Raw genomic sequence first — 14,711 nt, 5'->3', positions numbered from 1 at the left:
GTGCTTTAGAAATTTCCTACAGTGCCACCAAAGCGGCTCTTATCTCTCTCTGTTTAAGCCTGGCCGATGAACTTGCTAATACAGGGGTAAGAGTACTTTGTGTCTCGCCAGGATTTATAGATACAGAAAGGATACGCAAGCTCCTTTCCGTTTATCGTATTAAAATCTTGGCTAAAAATGCTTTTCATAACCGTCTTCCTTCTCCTCAAGAAATCGCCCAGTTCATTTTTTCTCTGCTTGAAACTCCTTATCTTACCCGAGTAAATTTTACCTTCCCCACCCAGCGTCTTTCTTTTTGATCTGATATATCTGGAGTCCAAAAATCCTTTCCGAGTTGTAAAAAGGTCCGCTTACCGGAAATAAGTAAAGTTTCTCGAAAGGATAAAATCTGGCGGAGGGGGAGGGATTCGAACCCCCGGTGCGGGCGCTAACCCGCACAGCCGATTTCGAGTCGGCCCCCTTCGACCACTCGGGCACCCCTCCTCGCACCTATAATTATTAACACCGATTCGGGATTTTGCATCCCTTCTCAGGAGATGCGTTTGCGCCGGAAGAATTCCTTAAGAAGGGCCGCCGCTTCCTCGGCCAGGATCCCCCCCTTTACCTCCACCCGGTGATTCAGACGCGGGTCTTCCACCAGACGATAAAGGCTTCCGCAGGCCCCGGCGCGGGGATCGTAGGCCCCGAAAACCAGACGTTTAACCCGGGCGTGGATCAGGGCCCCGGCGCACATGGGACACGGCTCCAGGGTCACGTAAAGGGTGGTGCCCGGTAAACGGTAGTTTCCCAGCCTTCGGGCCCCTTCCCTCAGGGCCAGGATCTCCGCATGAGCCGTGGGATCGCAGAGGGAGATGGGGGCGTTGTGGGCCCGGGAAAGGATCTCTCCCTCCGCCGAGACCAGCACCGCTCCCACCGGGACCTCGTCCCGCTCCAGCGCCCTCCGGGCCTCCTTAAGGGCCTGACGCATGAAATAAAGATCTCTTTCCTCAGAACCCACGGGCCACAAACCCCAGAAGGAGATAGACCAGGGAGGGGGTAAGGGAGAGGTATTCCAGGATCAGCCGACGCCCCAGGGGCTTTTTTCCCAGATATCGGGCCAGAAACCAGAGATACGCCCAGAGGGGAAGGAGAAAGAGATAGGAAAAATCTCCACCCAGAAGCAGGACCACGTTGAGGATCAGCCCCCCGGCGGGCAGGAGCCCTAGGAGCCTGAGGGCCCGTTTTTCCTCCAGAAAGGCCGCCAGGGATTCCCGCCCCAGAAAGCCGTCTTCCAGAAGATCCAGGATATCCTGATAGAAGATCTGATAAAAGACCAGGAAATAGACCAGGGCCCCGGCCTTAAGGCTTCGGAGGGGAGGCAGGGAGGCTACGGCCAGGATCAGGAGGGTCCAGAAGAAAGCCACGAAAAGGGGGCGGTTTCCCGGAAAGAGCCGGCGTAAAGAAGTAAGGCTGTAAAGGGCCGATCCTCCGCCGGCCAGGGCGGTAAAGACCAAGACCGCCGGCCCCTGAAAGTAGGCCAGCCCCAGGGAGAGGGTAAAACTCAGGAGGAGGACGGGAACCAGGATCTTTTCGTGGCGGCGATAGAGGGCCGCCTTGTAAGGATGGCACAGGGCCAGGATCTCCCGGGCCACCAGAGAATTCCAGGTGTGGGCAAAAAAGACCATGAGAAAGGCCAGGAGAAGCCCCGGAGGATGGACCTCTCCTTTAAACCAGAGCCCGGTTCCGGCCAGGAGAAGGGCTGCGGATAGGGCCAGGGGAAGATGAAGATAAAGGCCGATTCGCAGCCATTTGCGCAGAGGGTTGCGGTGTTCGGCCAGACGTTCCACCACCCCGTTAATGATCCAGTTGGGGGTGGAGGCCCCGGCGCTTACCCCCACGGTCCGGAAACGGGAGATCTCCTCCAGCGGAATCTCCTCCGGGGTTTCCACCAGCAGGGCCTCGCACCCTTCCTCCCGGGCGATCTGGGCCAGGCGGTTGGTGTTGGCGCTTCCCCGTCCGCCTACCACAATGATGGCCTCACACGAGCGGGCCAGTTCCCTTACACTCTCCTGCCGCACATGGGTGGCATGACAGATGGTGTTGATCACCTTTCCTCCCGGGAAGCGGGAGAGGATTTCCCGGGAAAGCATCTCGAAGACTTCTTCGTCCTGGGTGGTCTGGGAGAGGATTACGTATTTTTCCAGCGGTGGTAGCTGGTCCAGATCCCGGAGGTTACTTACCACCAGGCCCTGGCCCCCGGTATAGCCCAGGATACCCCGCACTTCGGCGTGATCCCGGTCTCCGATGATGATCACCCGATAGCCCTCCCGGGAATATTTCCGGGCCAGGGCCTGCACCTTGGCCACCCGGGGACAGGTCCCGTCGATCACCTCCAGTCCCGAGGCCAGGAGGGCCTCCTTTTCCTGGGGAGGAATGCCGTGGGCCCGGATGATGACCACACCATCCGCGGCCTTTCCGCTCCGGTGCAGATCCCGTACCCCGATCCTTTCCAGCAGGGCCAGGACCTGGGGATTGTGAATCAGCGGACCGTAGGTATAGACCGGCTTGGAGGAGGTTTCCGCGGCCTTTAAGGCCAGACGCATGGCCCGGCGTACCCCCATGCAGAACCCGGCTCGGCGAGCGATGCGTACCTTCACCGCGATCCACCTTCTTCCCGGAGTCTTTCCATGAGTCCTTCCTCGGCGAAGCTAAAGTATCCCTCCCGGCCGATGATCACGTGATCCAGGATGGAGATGCCCAGGAGGTTCCCGGCCAGGACCAGTTTTCGGGTCAGGGCCAGATCCGCCGGGGAGGGACGGGGGTCGCCGCTGGGATGGTTATGGACCAGCACCAGGGCCGCGGCCCGATGAGCAAAGGCCCGGGCGAAGATCTCCCGGGGATAGACCGCGGCCTCGGTAAGGGTGCCCCGAAAGAGTTCCTCCACCGCCAGAATGCGTTTGCGGGCGTCCAGAAAAAGGACCTTGAAGATCTCCCGATCCCTTCCGCTTAGTTCGTGGACCAGATATTCATAGGCCTCCCGGGCGCTGCGGATGTATTCCCGATTTTCGATCCGCCGGCGCAGATAACGCCGGGCCACCTCGTGAACAAACTTGAGGGGAAGGACGTTCCGGGGACCCAGCCCCGGCAGACGGACCAACTCCTCCAGCGGGGCCTCCAGGACCTCCGCCAGCCCTCCGAAATGTCGGAGGAGATCCCGGGCCGTGCCCCGGGTATCCCTGCGAGGGGTACCGAAAGCCAAAAGCATCTCCAGGATGTCCTCGTCGGTAAAGGCCGAAAGACCGTATTCCAGGAAACGTCTGCGCAGACGTTCCCGATGCCCCTGAACCCTTTTACGAAAATCCTCAAGGGAGGACATCTCTGCTATTATATACGGCATGCGCATCCTGGCCATAGAGACCTCGTGTGACGAGACCGCGGTGGCGGTGGTGGAGGCCACCGGGGATACCTTCCGGGTGCTCTCCCATCTGGTGGCCTCCCAGGTGGCCCTGCACCGGCCCTTCGGAGGGGTGGTGCCGGAGATCGCCTCCCGCAAACACCTGGAGGTCATCTATCCCCTTACCCGAAGGGTGCTTGAGGAGGCCGGCCTTCCCCTTGCGGAGCTGGATCTGGTGGCGGTAACCAACGGGCCGGGGCTGGTAGGGGCCCTGGTGGTGGGGGTTTCCATGGCCAAGGCCCTGGCCTTTGCCCGGGGAGTCCCCCTGGTTCCGGTGGATCATGTGAAGGCCCACTCCCTGGCGGTCCTGGCGGAGGAGTCGCCCCGGTTTCCCTGGGTGAGTCTGGTGGTTTCCGGGGGGCATACCGCCCTTTTCGTGGTTCGATCCCCGGTGGAACATTATCTCCTGGGCCACACCCGGGACGATGCCGCCGGCGAGGCCTTCGATAAAGTGGCCAAACTTCTGGGGCTGGGGTATCCCGGCGGTCCGGTGATAAGTCGCCTGGCCGAAACCGGAGATCCCTCCCGGATCCCTCTTCCCCGTCCCATGCTGGATCATCCGGGCTACGATTTCAGTTTTTCGGGACTTAAGACCGCGGTGCTTAATCTGGTGCGCTCCGGACGTACCTTTGCGGTGCAGGATCTGTGTGCGGCTTTCGAGGCCGCGGTGGCCGAGGTCCTGGTGGAAAAGACCGTGAGGGCCCTTTCGGACCTGGGGCTCTCCCGGGTGGTGGTCTCCGGAGGAGTGGCGGCTAATCGGCGTCTGCGGACCCTTTTTCAGGAGGAAGCCCGGCGCCGGGGTTTTGAGGTATATTTCCCCTCCCCCTCCTATTGTACGGACAATGCGGTAATGGTGGCCATTTCCGGATATTTTGAGTTTAAGGCCGGTAATCAGGCCTCGCTGGAACTGGACGTTTATGCCCGCAGTCAATTCCCCCGCTATCCTCTCTGAACCTCCGACACCGGCGGAGCTTTTGCGGCGCCACGGGATAAGGGCCCGGAAGCGCTGGGGCCAGCATTTCCTGGCCCGTCCCGAGACGGCTCTGCGCCTGGTGGAAGCCGCCGGGGTCCCGGTACAGGGACCGGTGGTGGAACTGGGGGCCGGCCTGGGTACCCTCACCTGGGCCCTGGCCCGGGTCTATCCCCGGGTGATCGCCTATGAACTAGATCCGAGATTACTCGAAATCCTGCAACAGGAAAAATTCCTCCCTCCCTGGGTGGAACTTCGCCCGGGGGACATCCTGCGGCTCGATTACCGGAGCCTGCGCAACGAACTGGGAGCCCCGCTGGTGGTCTTCGGAAATCTGCCCTATTACCTTTCCGGACGCCTCCTCTTTCGTTTCTACCAGGAGCACCGGCTCTTTTCCGTCGGTGTGTTTATGTTTCAGCGCGAGGTGGTGGAAAGACTCCTGGCCTCTCCCGGAGGGCGCCATTACGGGGTCCTTTCCGTGCTTACCGGTCTCCTCACCGAGGCCCGTCGGCTGATGGTTCTAAAACCCGGGGCCTTTTACCCCCCACCGGAGGTCTCCTCCGCGGTGGTGCGCCTGGTCTTTCGGCCGCGTTCCCTGCCGGCGACCCTGTGGAGGGTCCTGAAGGTCGCCTTTTCCCGGCGGCGCAAAAAACTCCTGCGCAATCTTTCCACCCTCTGGCCGGAGGAGATCCTCCGGGAGATCTTCCGGGAGCTGGGTATTCCCGAAAAGGTGCGGGCCGAGGAGCTTTCCCCGGAGGAATTTCTGGAACTGGCCCGGAGGTTAGAGGGCCGTCATCCGGTCGAGGAGGCGAAAGAGCAGGCTCCGGGTTAGCTCGTAGAATTCCGGTTTTCCCCGGATTTCCTCCGGCGACTGGACATAAGGCCCGGGGACCAGATCCGAGGCGGAATGGCGCAGGAGATCCTCGGCCCCTTCCGGGGTCATCTCCAGATGGAACTGGAAGGCCAGCACCCGATCCTTCCACACAAAGGCCTGGTTCACACAGGCCTCCGAGGAGGCCAGGTGCAGGGCCCCTTCAGGCAGGGAGAAGGTCTCCCCGTGCCAGTGGAAGGCCGGAAACTCCCGGGGAAAATCCCGGAACCAGGGATGCTCCAGGGCCGCTTCCTTGAGCTGCACCGGGAACCAGCCGATCTCCTTGACCGGATTCTTTTCCACCCGGGCCCCGAGGGCCTCAGCCAGGAGCTGGGCCCCCAGACATACCCCCAGGATGGGGATCTCTTGGGCGAGCATACCCCGCAGATAATCCTTTTCCGCCGCAAGCCAGGGGTACTCCTCCTGGTCGTGAACGCTCATGGGACCCCCCATGATCACCAGGAAATCCGGCGTTTCCTGGGGCAGGGGGTCGCCCTGGTAGAGATGGACCCCCTTTATCCGGTGTCCTCTCTCCCGGGCCCAGTCCAGGATGGTCCGCGGGGTCTCAAACGGTACATGCTGAAGATAAAGGATATCCATGGGACACCTCCTTGGTAAGGCCGGCGTATCTGCGGGCCAGATCCCTTCTGGCCAGATAGGCCTCGCGCACGATGCGCATGTCCTCCAGGAAATGGGGCAATTCCTCCAGGCGCAGGGCCTGGGGGCCGTCGCAGAGGGCGGTCTCCGGGCGGGGATGGAATTCCACCAGGATCATGTTGGCTCCGGCAATGACCCCCTGGGCCGCGGCATGGAAGATCTCCTGCAGGCCGTCCGGGGCCAGCTGCCTCCGCCCTACGGAATGGGTGGGATCCACACACACCGGAAGACGGGTGAGCCCCTTTACCACCGGAACGTGGGCGAAATCCACCAGATTGCGGTGAGGGTCCCCCAGATTGGTCTTCACCCCGCGCAGACAGAATATGATCTTTCGGTTGCCCTCGCTGGCAATGTATTCGCAGGCGTTGAGGGATTCCTCCAGGGTGATGCCCATGCCCCGTTTATAGAGGACCGGGAATTCGTCCTGACTGCCCACGGCCTTGAGCAACTCAAAATTCTGGGCGTTTCGGGTTCCGATCTGGAGCATGACCCCGGTGGGGCGTCCGGCTCTTTCGAGTTCTTCGTAGATCTCCTCGATATGGTTTTCCCGGGTCACCTCCATGGCTATGCATTTGATGCCGTATTTCCCGGCCAGTTCGAAGACCCAGGGCAGACACTTACGGCCATGCCCCTGGAAGGAATAGGGATTGGTGCGGGGCTTATAGGCCCCCATGCGGGAGGTGGCGATCCCGGCCTCCTTGAGGGCCCTGAACATGGCCTCCACGTTTTCCGGGGTATCCACCGCGCATAGACCGGCGAAGATATGGAAGGAATCCTGGTCGAAGTAGAGCCCGTTGTACTCGAAACCCAGGGGTTCGAGATCGTCCCGGTGACGTCCGATGAGGCGGTATTTCTTGGAAACCCGTACCACCCGTTCCACCCCCGGGAGACGCTGGATCTCCTCGTCCGGGAGGCGCGAGGTATCCCCGATGACGTAAATCTCCACCACCTTCCTCTCCTTGCCGGTGACTCCGGAGATGCGGGTCTGAACCTCTCCATGGAGATGGATGAGATTCAGGATCTGTTGCACCTCCGGCCCGGAGGGATCCACCTCGGGTTTGAGGATGATAATCATTTGCCCGCTGGCCTCCTTTTGCCTATATTTAGCTGAGTATGTTAGCGCTCACCGCCAGGGCTGTCAAAATACTGCTTCTCCTGCTTCTGCTGGGAGCAGTAGGGGTTTCCGGGCTTCGGGCCCGGGAGATCACCGTGGTGGTGGACCAGCCCATCTTCTCGCCCCTTCCGGTGCGGGTTCCTCCGCTGAAGGGTCCCCCCTCCGAGGCCCCTAACCTCACCCGGGTGCTGCGTCAGGATCTGGACCTTCACCTCATCTTTAAGGTGCTCAAGGAGCCCCCCCTTCCCGGGGTGTCCTCCCAGGGGTATCTGATCTCGGGTCAGGTGGAGACCCTTTCCTCCGGGCTTCGGGTGACTCTGGAACTGCGCGATCTTCTGGAGGGCCGCGTTCTCCTGCGCCGGCGTTTTGTGGGCCCTCCGGCGGCCGGACCTTTCATGATCCACCGCTTTGTGGATGAAGCGGTTAAGATCATGGCCGGTTTCCCCGGGGTTTCCTATTCCCAGATCGCCTTCGTGCGACGCACTCCCAGAGGGGATGAACTCCGTCTCATGTACTTCGATGGTCGGAGACAGAGGGTCCTTTACCGGGCCCCGATCATCCTTTCGCCGCGTTTTTCTCCGGACGGACGCCGCCTGGCCCTGGTAAGTTACGATAAGGGACGCCCCCGGGTGCTCCTCCTGGATCTTACCACCGGCCGTCTATCGGTGGTTGCGGCCTTCCCCGGATTGAATGCCTCACCGGTATGGACCCCGGACGGAAAACACCTGGTGGTTACCCTGAGTAAAGACGGCTCACCGGACCTCTATCTCCTGGATCTCAAGGGTCGGGTGCTCCGCAGATTGACCCGGAACGAGGGCATCAACACCGGAGGCAGTTTCTCCCCGGATGGGCATTACCTGGCCTTTGTTTCCGATCGCTCGGGCTCGCCCCAGATCTATCTTTACGACTTCTTTACCGGCGGGACCCGCCGGCTCACCTTCTCCGGGCGTTACAACGTTTCCCCCTCCTGGTCCCCCACCGGGCAGAGGCTGGTATTTGCCGGTCTGCGGCAGGGGAAGTTTATCCTCTTTTCCATGGACCCGGAGGGAGGAGAACCCCTGGCCATAAGCGGAGAAGGATCCTACGAAGACCCGGTGGTGGCTCCGGACGGTTATTACGTTCTGGCCCGGGGAAAGGGGCCGCAGGGACGGGGACTTTATCTGTTCCTGATCAACGGTGCGGTGAAGAAATTGTATCTGCGAGCTTCAGACCTGGTGGATTTCGACTGGGGTCGCCTGCCCTAGGCCTTCCTAGTGGATGAGCTTTCCGATCCTCCTCCACCGGATATGAAAGGTCCTGGGATCCCAGGAGAAGTAAATAAGAAAGGCCTTGCCCTTTACGTCCCGTAGGGGCACAAACCCCCAGAAGCGACTGTCGTAGCTCTCGTCGCGGTTGTCTCCCATGACGAAGATATAACCCGGGGGGACCTTGACCGGGCCGAAGTTGTCCCGGCAGAGGATTCCGGAGACGGAGAAGGGATGCTCCACGCAGGCCTCGGTCAGCGGATAGATGTGGGGATCGGTGTGCTGGACATAGGGTTCCCGCAAGGGTCTTCCGTTGACATAGACCTGTTTGTTGCGAATCATGATGGTATCCCCGGGAAGCCCGATCACCCTTTTGATGAAATCCAGCTTGCGATTGCGAGGATAGATGAAGACCACCACCTCCTGCCGATGGGGGAGTCGGCCCCGATAAAGGAAAGTGGCCCTCAGGTAAGGGATCTTCACCCCATAGACCAGTTTGTTGACCAGGATGTGGTCCCCTATAAGGAGGGTGGGGATCATGGAGCCGGAGGGAATCTTATAGGCCTGGACGAAGAAGGTGCGGATAAATAAGGCCAGCAGCAGAGCCAGCAGGATGCTCTTGACCCAATCCCAGACCTTTTCCCAGAATTCGTCCATCTTTTAGATCCGCAATACCGCCAGGAAGGCCTCCTGAGGGATCTCCACCGTGCCCAGGGCCTTCATACGTCTTTTACCCTCTTTTTGTTTTTCCAGCAACTTCTTCTTCCGGGTTACATCTCCCCCGTAGCATTTGGCCAGGACATCCTTGCGCAGGGGAGGAATGCGTTCGCGGGCGATGATTTTGGCCCCGATGGCCGCCTGAATAACCACCTCGAAGAGCTGCCGGGGAATGACCTCCTTCAGCCGGGAGACCAGATCGCGCCCGCGGTAGTAGGCCTTTTCCCGATGTACGATAACCGAAAGGGCATCCACCGGCTGTTTGTTGATGAGGATATCCATTTTGACCAGGTCTCCGGGGCGATACTCCAGGAACTGATAATCCATGGAGGCGTATCCCCGGGAGACGGATTTCAGACGATCGAAGAAATCCAGGACCACCTCGGCGAAGGGAAGGTCATAGACGATGAGAACCCGTTCCGGAGTGAGGTAACGTATCTCGCGCTGTTCTCCGCGTTTTTCCTCACACAGGGTGAGAATGGGCCCGATATATTCCTTGGGGGAGTATATTTCTGCCCGGATATAGGGTTCCTTGACTACCTTTATCCTTCCCGGATCGGGCCATTGGGCCGGATTTTCCACCTCCACTTCGCTCCCGTCGGTGAGTTCCACCCGATAGCGCACCGAGGGCGCGGTGGTGATCAGGTTGAGGCCGAATTCCCGTTCCAGACGTTCCTGAACGATTTCCATGTGGAGAAGCCCCTGGTATCCGCACCGAAAGCCGAAGCCCAGGGCCGCGGAGGTTTCGGGTTCATAGGAGAAGGCCGGGTCGTTGAGCCAGAGCTTCTCGATGGCCTCCCGCAGATCCTCGTAGTCGTCGCTTTCCACCGGGAAGATCCCGGCAAAGACCATGGGTTTAATCTCCCGGAAGCCCGGAAGGGGTTCCACCTGCGCTCCGGCCTCGGTTACAGTGTCTCCGATGCGGGTCTCGCGGACTTCTTTGATGCCGGCGGCAAAGAACCCCACCTCCCCGGCGTAAAGCACATCCACCGCAGTGGGATGAGGGGCGAAGACCCCCACTTTGGTGACCTCGTAGGTGCGTCCGGTGGAGAGCAGTTTGATCTTCTGGCCCGGATAGATCTTTCCCTCCACCACCCGAATAAGCACCACCACCCCCAGATAGGGATCGTACCAGGAGTCAAAGATCAGGGCCCGCAGGGGGCTTTCCCGTTTTCCCCGCGGAGGAGGGATCTTCTTTACGATGGCCTCCAGGATCTCCTTGGTGCCGATACCCATCTTGGCACTGGCCAGGATGGCCTCGGAGGCGTCCAGCCCTATGATCTCCTCGATCTCCCGCTTCACCCTTTCCGGGTCCGCCTGGGGAAGATCTATCTTGTTGAGGACCGGGATGATCTCGAGATCATTTTCCAGGGCCAGATAGACGTTGGCCAGGGTCTGGGCCTCCACCCCCTGGGAGGCATCCACCACCAGTAAGGCCCCTTCGCAGGCCGAAAGGGCCCGGGAGACCTCGTAAGAAAAGTCCACATGCCCGGGGGTGTCGATAAGGTTGAGCTGATAGAGCTCTCCATTCTCGGCCCGGTAATAAAGCCTTACCGCCTGGGCCTTGATGGTGATCCCCCGTTCCCGCTCCAGATCCAGCTTGTCCAGAAACTGCTCCCGCATCTCCCTCTCGGATACCGCACCGGTGGCTTCAAGCAAACGATCCGCCAAAGTGGACTTTCCATGGTCCACATGGGCAATGATGGAAAAGTTTCTAATTTTTTCCTGAGGAAAAGCCCTCATCTTTTTCTTTCTTGCCTCTTTTATTCCCGGTTTAGTTTCTTCATACCCGGTTTGATTTTACGGTGCATTTTTACTGTAAGCTAAATTTTCTTCTTGACAAGTAGTCGTTTTTTCATGTATGAGGATAAAAAAGGAGGTTGAATGTCTTTTCCTTGGCGCGTATTCGGGGGGAAAAAGGGTTTTTTGGGTCTAGATATTGGTAGTTATGCCCTCAAGATGGCTGAGGCCCATCAGAAAGGGGCTTCGCTGGTGGTGACCTCCTTCGGTCAGGTGCGTTTGCCTCCGGACACCGTGGTGGAGGGGACCATAAAAGACCCGGAGAAGTTCTGGGAGGCCTTTAATCGTCTATGGCAAAACCTTAAACCGCGGAGCAAACAATTGAACTTGGGGTTGTATGCCTATACCACCTTTTACGATCGTATTCCTCTGGGGTTTGTTGAGGCCGAAGATTTTGAACAGGCCGTCCTTTCCGAGATAGAGAGTTTTGTACCTTTCGATATAGAGGATATTTACATAGACTACGTACCTATTCTTAAGGAAGAAAACAAATATGAGATTGTTTTTGCCACCGCTAAGAAGGAGCAGGTAGATGCCCTGCTGGAACTATTTTCCGCCAGTCCTTTCAAGATCAATGCCATCGATGTGGATGTCTTTGCCGTGGCCAATCTCTTCGAGTACCTCTACGGTCCCCGGGCCCGGATGATCATCGACATAGGGTTTTCCAAGACCCTGGTGATCTTTACGGACAAATTCGGGCCCCTTTTCTCCCGGGAGTTCAACTATGGTCTGGGTTACGTTACCCGCAACATAGCCCAGGAGCTGGATATTCCTCTGGAGGAGGCCGAGCGGCTCCAGTTCTCTCCCCCGGAGGACGAACGGGGATACGCCATTCGGGAGATCTATACCGAGTTCCTGCGCAATCTGGTGGAGGAGATAGAAAATAGTCACAATATCTTCAAGGGTAAATATTATTTTGCTCCGGACGAAGGGTTTGTCATCGGCGGGGGGAGCAATATTCCGGGGATAAAGGAATTTCTGAAAGAGCAGCTCAAGATGGATATCCAGGAGCCGGAGCTGAACACCAAGATCAGATTTGCCAAGAACTTCGATCCCGAGTACCAGAGGCTGGTGGGGTTGACCGGTTTTACCGCGGTGGCCCAGGCGATAAGAGAGTTCATAGCATGATCAAGATAAATTTTGTCCGCGAAGTAAAAGAAAAGAGGGCCCTGGCCTTTAGCTGGGTCAAACTTTACCTGGGGGCCCTGGTGGTTCTGGTTTCCCTGCTGCTGGGGTCCTTGGTCTGGATGCATCAGGAGCTAAGCTCCCGCGAGGCCAGGCTGGATCGGCTGGAGATGGAAAAGCGCAAGTATGCCCTGCTGGCCAAGAAGGTCCAGGCCCTCAAAAAGGAGGATCAGGAGCTGCGCACCCGGATCCAGACTATCCTGGATCTTAAGCGAAGGCGGGGGCAGCTTCTTCGGGTCTTCGACCAGGTAATCCTTTCCCTTCCCGCGGGCAAGATGTATCTGGTCAATCTCTCCCTGGACATGCACCGGGTGGTCCTTTCCGGTTTTGCCCTGGATTATCAGAACGTGGCCACCTTTTTGAAGACGCTCGAGGAAAAGCCCATCTTCAAGAAGGTGGATCTCTTCTATACCCGAAAGAAAAAGATCGGCGAATACGATCTGGTGGAATTCAAAATCGGACTGGGGTTCTAGGACCGATGAAGAAATACGCCCAGAAGATCCGGACCTGGCTGGCCCAGCAGATCGAACCCCTGGGGTTCAGGCAGAGGGTGTTTCTGGCGGTGGTCAGCCTGCTGTTGCCGACCTTTCTCTATCTCTACTTTTATTTTCTACCCTCCTACCGGCGCCTCCAGTCCATGGACCGGCAGATCGCCCAGTTGCAGAAAGAGATCCAGAAATATCGGGTTCTGGCCTCCCAGAAGTCCTATCTCGAGGCCAAGATCCGCCAGAGAAAGATCTTTTTCAAGCGTCTGGTATATATTCTGCCCAACGAAAGGGAGATCCCGGATCTTCTCAGCCGGGTCTCGGAGCGGGCCAAGCAGTCCGGTTTGCAGGTGCTTTCCTTCACCCCCAAGCCCGAAATACGGCAGAATTACTATAACGTTATCCCTGTGACCCTGGAGCTATCCGGGGATTTTCCCGAACTGGTGTATTTCTGGGAGGACGTGGAACACCTCCCCCGCATCATCACCCTGGCCTCCATGAACATCCAGCTCAAGTCGGGCCGGAACCAGCAGTACAATCTGTTCGTGCACTCCACCTTTAACACCTATCGCTACACCGGGACCCCCCTTAAGAAAACCCAAAAGAGAGCGAGAAGATGAGAGCCTGGCTGACCCTATCGGTGATCATACTTCTGGTCTTTACCGCCTGTCAGAAGGAAGGGGCCCGGAAACGTTCCGGAACGGTTCCGGTGGCCCGGAAGGTCAAGGTCGAGGATCGGGAGCTCAAGGCCTGGGAGAAAATGCTGGATGAGGAGACCTATCACACCCGTCTTAAGGCTTATAATAATCCCTTCAAGCCCTTTTTCGTGAAGAAGAAACCGGTGCGCACCGTGTCACATGTTTCTTCCCCCTTACAGAAGTGGAGCCTTAAGGAGTTGCGGTTCACCGGGGTGATCTGCAAGAGGGGGCGTTGCTGGGCCCTTATCGAGGATCCCACCGGGAAGGGATATATGGTAGCCCAGGGGGCCCGAATCGGGAGCGAGGGCGGAGTAATAATAAAGATCTCGCGCAGGGGTTATCTCCTGGTACAGGAAAAGGTGTATGATTTCCTGGGTCAGGAACATCTGAAGCAATATAAAATATACCTGAGACCCACGGAGGAATCCTCATGAGAGTCTTCAAAACCGGTTTGGTCTTCCTCTTGGTGATATGGGTGCTGGCCTGGGCCGAGGCCCTTCAGGCCGCAGGGCACCTGCTGCAGAATGTGGAAATAACGCCCTTTTCCCAGGGGGCGAGCATCATCTTCACCTTCAATCGGGCGCCTCGGGTAAAGGCCGCGGCCAGGGAGGGAGGACGGGGGGTCATCCTCCATTTCGCGGATACCCGGATCGGGAGCACCGAATGGGTAAAGTCCATGCGCAAGAGCCTGATCAAGAGCATGGATATCGCCGCGGAAAATACCGGGATAAAGATCGAACTGGTTACGGATAAGCCGGTGCTTTACCGGGTCAAGTCCAAGGGGCCGGCGGTTATTGTCACTTTGCTGGAAAAGAAGGTCATGGCCGCGCCCGGAGGAGAGGGCCGTTCCCGAAAATTCGGGAAGGTTACCCAGGAATGGTACGAGAGGATCTGGCTCCCCTCCCTCAAGGAAAAAGCCATCCAGGTGCCGCTTACCCGCCCCAAGTACACCGGAACTCCTATCTCCGTGGATTTTCAGAATGCGGATATCCATGCGGTGTTACGGCTGCTGGCCAAGGTGGGAGGGTTCAACGTGGTGGTGAGTGACACCGTGCAGGGAAAAGTAACCCTGCGCCTGGAAAACGTCCCCTGGGATCAGGTGCTGGATACGGTCCTTTCCGCCAAGGGTCTGGGGATGGTCCGGGTGGGAAACATCATTCGGGTGGCCCCCCTGGAGGAGTTGCGCCGACAGGCCCAGGAGATCCGCCAGATTAAGGAGGAACAGGCCCGTGAGGAGGATGTCGCCCCTCTGGAGACCGTGTATCTGCAGGTTAACTATGCCAAGGCCGAGGATGTGGCCCAGCAGATCCAGAAGATCCTTTCGGATCGGGGCGAGGTCACCTACGAGGAGAGGACCAATCAGATCATTCTGAAGGACGTCCCCAAGGTCATCCGGGAAGCCCGGAAGCTCATCGAGAGGATCGATCAGCCCACCAAGCAGGTACTCATTGAGGCCCGGATTGTGGAGATCCAGGACAGTTATGAACACCGCCTGGGGATCAGGTGGTCCGGGGCCGGCTGGCGTCTGAGTCAGCAC

16 protein-coding genes and 1 tRNA gene are annotated in these 14,711 nt (G+C 58.5%); 9 read left to right on the top strand and 8 right to left on the bottom strand.

Going from position 1 to position 14,711, the window contains the following annotated elements:
- On the top strand, positions 1 to 299 hold a 299-nt coding region (locus F8J34_RS05565; RefSeq protein ID WP_297057020.1), incomplete at its 5' end, for an SDR family oxidoreductase.
- Positions 300 to 389: 90 nt separating this feature from the next.
- Here F8J34_RS05565 and F8J34_RS05560 read toward each other — a convergent pair.
- From F8J34_RS05560 to radC, 4 genes are all read right to left on the bottom strand, one after another.
- A tRNA-Ser gene (locus F8J34_RS05560) sits at positions 390 to 483 on the bottom strand.
- Positions 484 to 529: 46 nt separating this feature from the next.
- On the bottom strand, positions 530 to 997 hold the full coding sequence (tadA, locus tag F8J34_RS05555) for a tRNA adenosine(34) deaminase TadA (RefSeq protein WP_297057019.1): 468 nt from the start codon (positions 995 to 997) through the stop codon (positions 530 to 532).
- Positions 987 to 2,636, bottom strand: a complete 1,650-nt coding sequence (ispH, locus tag F8J34_RS05550) for a 4-hydroxy-3-methylbut-2-enyl diphosphate reductase (RefSeq protein WP_297057018.1) — start codon at positions 2,634 to 2,636, stop codon at positions 987 to 989. The genes tadA and ispH overlap by 11 nt, the downstream gene beginning before the upstream one ends.
- Positions 2,633 to 3,391: a DNA repair protein RadC gene (gene radC / locus F8J34_RS05545; protein ID WP_297057017.1), complete on the bottom strand. Its 759-nt coding sequence runs from the start codon at positions 3,389 to 3,391 to the stop codon at positions 2,633 to 2,635. The genes ispH and radC overlap by 4 nt, the downstream gene beginning before the upstream one ends.
- Between radC and tsaD the strand changes: the two genes are divergently transcribed.
- Positions 3,375 to 4,385, top strand: coding sequence for a tRNA (adenosine(37)-N6)-threonylcarbamoyltransferase complex transferase subunit TsaD (gene tsaD, locus F8J34_RS05540; protein WP_297057016.1), 1,011 nt, complete (start codon positions 3,375 to 3,377; stop codon positions 4,383 to 4,385). The two genes, radC and tsaD, sit on opposite strands and share 17 nt — an antisense overlap.
- On the top strand, positions 4,351 to 5,235 hold the full coding sequence (rsmA, locus tag F8J34_RS05535) for a 16S rRNA (adenine(1518)-N(6)/adenine(1519)-N(6))-dimethyltransferase RsmA (RefSeq protein WP_297057015.1): 885 nt from the start codon (positions 4,351 to 4,353) through the stop codon (positions 5,233 to 5,235). The genes tsaD and rsmA overlap by 35 nt, the downstream gene beginning before the upstream one ends.
- Here rsmA and F8J34_RS05530 read toward each other — a convergent pair.
- Positions 5,185 to 5,874, bottom strand: coding sequence for a type 1 glutamine amidotransferase (locus F8J34_RS05530; protein WP_297057014.1), 690 nt, complete (start codon positions 5,872 to 5,874; stop codon positions 5,185 to 5,187). The two genes, rsmA and F8J34_RS05530, sit on opposite strands and share 51 nt — an antisense overlap.
- Positions 5,840 to 7,006: a 3-deoxy-7-phosphoheptulonate synthase gene (locus tag F8J34_RS05525; protein ID WP_297057013.1), complete on the bottom strand. Its 1,167-nt coding sequence runs from the start codon at positions 7,004 to 7,006 to the stop codon at positions 5,840 to 5,842. Before F8J34_RS05525 ends, F8J34_RS05530 begins: the two co-directional genes overlap by 35 nt.
- A 38-nt stretch (positions 7,007 to 7,044) precedes the next feature.
- Between F8J34_RS05525 and F8J34_RS05520 the strand changes: the two genes are divergently transcribed.
- Entirely contained in the window at positions 7,045 to 8,289 is a 1,245-nt protein-coding gene (locus F8J34_RS05520; RefSeq protein WP_297057012.1) for a hypothetical protein, read from the top strand.
- Between the two features lie 6 nt (positions 8,290 to 8,295).
- Here F8J34_RS05520 and lepB read toward each other — a convergent pair whose 3' ends face one another.
- Both lepB and lepA read right to left on the bottom strand, forming a co-directional pair.
- Positions 8,296 to 8,946: a signal peptidase I gene (gene lepB / locus F8J34_RS05515; RefSeq protein ID WP_297057011.1), complete on the bottom strand. Its 651-nt coding sequence runs from the start codon at positions 8,944 to 8,946 to the stop codon at positions 8,296 to 8,298.
- Positions 8,947 to 8,949: 3 nt separating this feature from the next.
- Positions 8,950 to 10,749 carry a translation elongation factor 4 gene (lepA, locus tag F8J34_RS05510; protein ID WP_297057010.1) on the bottom strand — a complete coding sequence of 600 codons (1,800 nt, stop codon included), beginning with the start codon at positions 10,747 to 10,749 and terminating at the stop codon, positions 8,950 to 8,952.
- 183 nt (positions 10,750 to 10,932) lie between these two features.
- On the opposite strand from lepA, the gene pilM reads away from it, so the two are divergent.
- From pilM to F8J34_RS05485, 5 genes are all read left to right on the top strand, one after another.
- Positions 10,933 to 11,934, top strand: coding sequence for a pilus assembly protein PilM (pilM, locus tag F8J34_RS05505; protein ID WP_297057009.1), 1,002 nt, complete (start codon positions 10,933 to 10,935; stop codon positions 11,932 to 11,934).
- Entirely contained in the window at positions 11,931 to 12,464 is a 534-nt protein-coding gene (locus tag F8J34_RS05500) for a PilN domain-containing protein (protein ID WP_297057008.1), read from the top strand. Before pilM ends, F8J34_RS05500 begins: the two co-directional genes overlap by 4 nt.
- A gap of 5 nt (positions 12,465 to 12,469) precedes the next feature.
- Positions 12,470 to 13,096, top strand: coding sequence for a type 4a pilus biogenesis protein PilO (pilO, locus tag F8J34_RS05495; protein WP_297057007.1), 627 nt, complete (start codon positions 12,470 to 12,472; stop codon positions 13,094 to 13,096).
- Entirely contained in the window at positions 13,093 to 13,608 is a 516-nt protein-coding gene (locus F8J34_RS05490; RefSeq protein ID WP_297057006.1) for a pilus assembly protein PilP, read from the top strand. Before pilO ends, F8J34_RS05490 begins: the two co-directional genes overlap by 4 nt.
- Positions 13,605 to 14,711 (top strand): secretin N-terminal domain-containing protein (locus F8J34_RS05485; RefSeq protein WP_297057005.1); only part of this gene is annotated, 1,107 nt, incomplete at its 3' end. The genes F8J34_RS05490 and F8J34_RS05485, both read left to right, overlap by 4 nt.

Origin of the sequence: Thermosulfurimonas sp. (assembly GCF_015491435.1) — a bacterium.
Lineage (GTDB): Bacteria > Desulfobacterota > Thermodesulfobacteria > Thermodesulfobacteriales > Thermodesulfobacteriaceae > Thermosulfurimonas_A.
Note: the sequence above shows the minus strand (reverse complement) of the source record. Positions and strands in the feature narration are given on the sequence as shown.